Raw genomic sequence first — 6,000 nt, 5'->3', positions numbered from 1 at the left:
CATACGTTTCTGTCGCCGGCGAAAATGACCGTTTCTGACCAGTCGTACGAAAGCGAACGACTGATTTGTCCAGCACTGCGGACCTCGGCGCGCTTCAGCGTGATGCATTTGCGGCGAACGGCAGGTTCGGGGAAGCTGCGCCGCCGCATCCGGAGGCGCCGTGAATGTCGGCAATGGGCCGTCCCTGAAGACGGCCCCAGCCTTCAGATTTCGACAGCCTCTGCGATCGCCAACGCATCTTCTAATTCGACACCAAGATACCTAACGGTGCTGTCCATCTTGGTATGACCGAGCAGGAGTTGAACCGCTCGCAAGTTTCCGGTCTTGCGATAAATCTGTGCCACCTTTGTCCGTCGCATGGAATGGGCGCCATAGGCGCTTGGTTCCAAACCGATCGATTTCACCCACTCCCGGACTAGCCGGGCGTATTGGCGAGTTGAAATATGGAGCCGTTCGTGGAAGCGGCCAGGCCAGAGATATTCCGAGCCGACCATTAGCGGCTCGTCCATCCAGCGGAGCAGCGACTTCCGGGTGCCCTCGGTAATCTCGAAACGAACAGGTTTCTGCGTCTTGCTCTGAATGATCGAAGTGCGTTCCTTGACCTGTCCGGCAGCGAAAACATCCGCCACCTTCAGTTGGACCAGATCGCAGCCCCGGAGTTTGCTATCGATGGCCAGGTTGAACAGCGCCAGGTCACGATGGTTCTCAGCGATCTCAAGCCGGACGCGGATCGCCCAGACATGTTTCGGTAGCAGGGGACGCTTCTGCCCGACGATGCGGCCCTTGTTCCAGGCAGGGCGGCGTGCGCGAATGGCAGGTAAGTTTGGTGTTTGCATGATGGATCCTCCGATCCACCGCGCCCCGCCACAGCGCCAACCCAATGTTGGCTTCACAGCCTAACACACGAAAATGGCATTGCAGAGAAGGTCTGGAAAGAGCCCGGACTAACGGATGCCGCACAATTCACAAATGGCAGTACTGCGCAGCAAGTGGGCTTTGAAAAGCCCAACTGAACCAAACTCGACAGGCAATAAGAATGTTGAACCAGAAAAGGGGCGAAGATCCAAAACACCTTGGCAAAGTCTCGGGCAAACGACTACAAAAGATTGTGGATTTCGTCATTAATCAAAATATCGATCTCGTCGAGCACGGCTCCATCGACGAGCGCCCAAAGAATTTGTCCGGTTGGCCGATAGATCACGAAGGCCTCTTGTACTCCTGCGATACCGGAATTGGCAGTTTCGGTGAAGTTGACCTGGAACTGGTCAAGGGAGGCATTGCCTCCATAGGCCAACACGTCGCCTTCGGCTGTGTCGTAATCCTGAACCCAATCCGAGCCGTGTCCTCGCACGCCTAAATGGAAAAAATAGTCTGCGCCTTCGCCGCCTTGCAAACGGTCATAACCGAAGCCGCCATTCAGAAAGTCGTTGCCGTCGCCGCCTACGAGCAAGTCCGACCAGGCCTGACCGGTCAGTACATCATCTCCAGCACCTCCGATGATAGTATCTGCACCGTACCCGCCGACAATGGTGTCGGCTCCATCATCACCCCTCAGTTCGTCATTGCCATAACCACCGTCAATGCTGTCATCGCCGCGGCCGCCATAAGCTACATCTGCAACGTCTGCGTCAGTTTCTCCGCCAAATATGAAATCATCGCCATCGCCTCCGAGCAGAGTGTCATGGCCATCCCCACCATATAGGCTGTCGTTCCCGCCAGAACCTTCCAGGGTGCGATCCTCAACGATATTATTTTCTGCCACCAGGCTGTTGAATTCGGTGGTGTAGCTAGGGCCGCGAATCTCAATCAGAGCTATTTCATAGGAATCTAGGTTCAAAAAGAGACGTTGATCTTGGTAGAGGAGGTCGGAATCAACACTGATCAATTCGGCGGTCGATGAAGTGTCGGTTGGATTTTGCCCATCCACCACCCCGAGGATGGTTACGCTCACTTCTATCTCATCAGTGATCAGTTGCCCGAGGTCCATCGTCAGATCTGTGCCGCTCTCACTCGTGGAGGCGACAAACATCACCAATCGATCTACAGCATAGAATGCATGGATGTCAGCTCCATCCACAGAGACCTCGTCTTCCGACTGACCTGTGTTTGGGATCAGCTGAATAGGACGCGTGCCGAGTAAATGCTCCGACATGAGTGCAAACATATGGCCCGGCACCGTCAGTTCTGATTGGCCGACATCTCCACTCAGGTCATTTGCTGTGTTTTGCTGAAGCGGCCAGACACGGGCGCACCCGACCTCATAGTCGGCGAACACTTCCAAGATATTCAACATCTCATGTGCTTGAAGAAGCCCGAAATCTTCTTCGTGGTCCAGGGCCCTGGTAGAGGCTGACTGGTTCCACTCCGTGATGTGAACAAACAGATCATCAATGTAATTTCCCCATGAATTGTCGATGGTTCTCACAGAAAAATATCGGCTGCTTGGTAATTCGGGGCCACGCGAATAGAGATGGGCGACAACACCATCGACGTTGTCCAGCAACGCGCTGTTCTCGAACTCCCTTATGATGATTTCGTTGGCGAGAAGTGACCACTTCACCTTTCCTGAGCCGTAGATGTACTCATCTCCGAAGCTAAACCCATAGTCGGCGTTGAAGGCCGCCAGTTGCGCTGCTCCGTCTCCGACATCAGCATAGTGCGTCTCGAGATCGGCATAGCCATAATCCGCCCCCATCTGCACCAACACCCTGGGCGTCGAGAAGAGAGCTTCATAGCTGGGATGATTTGCGAGCGCGTCGTGAATAATGGCGCACATTTCAGTGGCGACTCGACCATATTCAAGCGAGGTCATTCCGCCGCTGTTCCAATATTCATTTCCTATTTCGAACGCATCTATAGAGACTAGGCCATATACGCCGTCGAGAACGTCATTTATGAACCCGCGTAGCGCTTCCTCGTCCACGGCAGCAAATCGGTTTCCCTGAGCATCCGTTGCTTCAGATAGATACGTCCGCGTCGGAATGACTAGCGATGCGCGATAGCCGTTTTCTTCTAGAAATCCAAAGAATTCGCCTAGGCCCAGCAGGTTTACAGTATCCACGCCATTGGTATGTGGTGCAGACGTCGCATTCGGATTGGTGATGTCGAAATAATGCTCGGAGATCGAGCCGCCAGGATAGCGGAAACTCGTAATGTTCAGCTGCTCTGCGACGCTTTCAAAGCTACTGCCCTCGCCAAGCGTATCCCGGGTGGCCAGAATGTTGCCGCCAAAAACATCCTGCGTATAGGACGTCGAAGATACGGAGTAAGCGTTAATAACAACCATGGGAACCTGCCGTACTGCCAGGTCTCAGCGTGCCATGGTTCAATTGAAGAAAGTCTAAATCTAATTATTTGAAATAATTAGAATTATTTTTAGTTTGGTAGGTAATGGTTAAGGCCGGAGTTCTAGGACGAATAGTTGTAGAAGCGATAGACAACGACATCGATATCGTCACGGGAGCCAGTAAACATGCTCCCGTCGAGATTGAAGAAAGTCCGATTGGAATCGATGATGTGGTTGGGGGAGACCTCGTTATCTGTCCAGACCACGGTCAAACCGGTCACTTCAGGCAGCTCGCAAGCAGCTTCTCCCTCAACCAGGATGGTTGTTCCCGTTTCTTCGCTCTCTTCCACTTCGATGTCATCGGTCAGATTGAAGGTTTCATGGTCGGGTAAGGCATTGCTTGGTGCGCCTCCGATTTGCAGCACGATCGTTTCATGATCCGGTTCGAAGTCTTCAATGACCGCTGCGCCCAGTCCGCTATCGAAGCTGTAATTTACGACGAACATATCCGACCCCGGACCGCCAGAAGCATGATCGTTGTTGCCGATTTCGATCTCGTCATCCCCCTCAAGTCCCGATACGGTTTCCGATTCATCATTCACTTGATCGTCAAGCGATACCGAAGTGGTAAGCATCGACTGCGGGTCATCCGGTGCTGTTGAAAGATCGTCATCGCCCTCAGTGCCCATAAAAATTCCATCTTCAAGGTGTGTAAGGTCGGGGTTGCTCGGCGTGTCCCCGGTGTCGAAATTGGGATCGTCACGCTCAACCGTATCGTTAGCCTCGTTGTCGGAAAACAGGTCGAGAACCAAAGCTCCAATAAGACCGATGCCGAATAGCACAAGCAACTGAAACACGGTCTACTCCTTGCTGAGTAATCGAAGCTGTTCACACCGCGTCGAGTTTTTCTTCTTCAAATGATCTGATGAAGTTCTCGAGCAACGTTGACGTTTTTTAGCCGGTGGAGACTTCCGCCAGCAGTACTGCCGCGCAGGTGTTTGAGGGGCCTGCTCGTTCTAACCATTTGCTGTTAAGGCGTCCTTACTGTCGGCAAGCTGCCAAGGCCAAATTACGGACAATTTTAACATCATCCTATATGGTCAATGGCCGCGAACTCTCAGTGCTGGGAGGGAGACGCCAATCCTGAAAGCAAAGATCTTAGGGTAGATCGCGGGCTGCAGAGTTGATCGACGGTGATCGGACCGGACCGAACCTGTACGATACTACGATAGAAAGCGATATTCAGGTATCCTCTGTTATCTTGCAGCCTGGGTTTGGAGCGAACTCGCAAACGATTTGGACCAATGCAAAGTTGGTCGCTCATAGGGAAAACTCCCTAAGCTCGGGGGCGAGATCCTGGTCTTAATTGCGCTACCCGTTGCCCGGTGAGTGTCGGGACGCAGGACCTCACTTCCATGGCCCTGTCGATTGCGGTCTGAAGCTCTGAAATCATTGTGCCGGCAAACATCATTGCCTTGCGAATTGGTCAAATAGTTCTGCAGAATGCGTTTCCTCGTGCGAAGGCATGTCCTTAGCACGTTATTAAGCACTACCGTTCGCTCATGTTCATTCAGTTGGGGATAGCCTTCTAGAAAGCCTGCTTCTTCCCAATCGAGCATAGATTTGCGGAACTGGCGGCAAGATGCTGTTCCAAGCGGGTCGGGGACTTCCTGGTCGCCCAGGAAATAAAACAGCGCATTGGCGACTTCGTCTCCGATCACACTTCGATGCTGCGCCAGCCGATTAGAAGGCATGAGGCAATGTGTAACGCCTAGACAGACCACGTCATAAAAATTGGGAAAGCAAACTACGTTGGCAAAACCCGTCACGAGCTCCACCGAGCGTTTACAAACTCCATCGTCAAGATAGCGTCTTACGTCATCAATGGAGAGGCCCAATACTAGCGCAACTTCATGCTCTAAAAACGGGGTGGTTTCCAACGAAATTTTCATTGCACACCTATGTCTCTGATATGGGAATGCTGCGCAATTCAAGTAAAAGTTGAGTTAATGTTGCGGTGGTTAAGTGACATGATATTCTCAATATTAATTAACGACCCTGGGTTCGTGCCGTGGGGCCTCACTGCTTCCGTCCTTCTTCGCTGATTGACTAGGTCTGCTTCGGGCTGGCCACGGTCGTTGGAAGCGCTGTAGCCAAGGTCAGCTCCAGTCCGCTGACCGGTCTTTGACTGCCGTGCCGATGCTGCATAGCGCATAAAGGGCCGCTTCGGTGAAGCCGCACCGCAGTGAGCAGCTCGGGTGTGAGAGGCAGCAAAGGGCCGACAGTGGCTTTGATCCATTTTGGCGGTCTGACCTGCTGCCTTTCACGGCAATGTGCGAAACAGGCTTTGCATAATCCTGACGGCTTTCTTCAAGTAGACTACTGGCTCATGATGTCATGCGGGGGGCGGAAAGCCCGCTAACTGAAGTTTTTCCATTTTGTTCCTGTTGAACAACCTGATCGGAATTTCCGGAGTCACCCCGTCGGCACATTCCTGTTCTGTCGGTGGGTTCGGAGCTGGGGAGCTTTTCAGGGCTTCTTTGAAAAGAAAATTTCGTCATTTTTTCGCATAATTACAATGGCTTGACTCATTTTTGAGAATGGTATCCAAGGCTCGGGTGATTTTTCTCTTCGGATTTTCATCGGATTCGCTGACCTTGTCGTTACTCGAAAGCGGACGGATCGAAACCTGCTGAGAGCGTAAAAGAAAACGC

Annotated in this window: 4 protein-coding genes; all 4 read right to left on the bottom strand. The window is 52.5% G+C overall.

Features of this window, described 5'->3' with window-relative positions:
* Positions 1 to 203 precede the first annotated feature (203 nt).
* Positions 204 to 836: a tyrosine-type recombinase/integrase gene (locus tag GR167_RS14985; RefSeq protein ID WP_160974510.1), complete on the bottom strand. Its 633-nt coding sequence runs from the start codon at positions 834 to 836 to the stop codon at positions 204 to 206.
* Positions 837 to 1,096: 260 nt separating this feature from the next.
* Positions 1,097 to 3,286 (bottom strand): calcium-binding protein, encoded by a 2,190-nt coding sequence (locus GR167_RS14980; protein WP_235915982.1) that lies wholly within the window; start codon positions 3,284 to 3,286, stop codon positions 1,097 to 1,099.
* A gap of 122 nt (positions 3,287 to 3,408) precedes the next feature.
* Complete coding sequence (locus GR167_RS14975) at positions 3,409 to 4,143, bottom strand: hypothetical protein (RefSeq protein WP_160974509.1); 735 nt, start codon at positions 4,141 to 4,143, stop codon at positions 3,409 to 3,411.
* Positions 4,144 to 4,542: 399 nt separating this feature from the next.
* Positions 4,543 to 5,226 (bottom strand): hypothetical protein, encoded by a 684-nt coding sequence (locus tag GR167_RS14970; protein WP_160974508.1) that lies wholly within the window; start codon positions 5,224 to 5,226, stop codon positions 4,543 to 4,545.
* Between the last annotated feature and the right edge of the window lie 774 nt (positions 5,227 to 6,000).

Source organism: Thalassovita mangrovi, assembly GCF_009857745.1.
Taxonomy (GTDB): Bacteria; Pseudomonadota; Alphaproteobacteria; order Rhodobacterales; family Rhodobacteraceae; genus Thalassobius; species Thalassobius mangrovi.
This window is presented reverse-complemented; position numbering and strand designations above follow the sequence as displayed.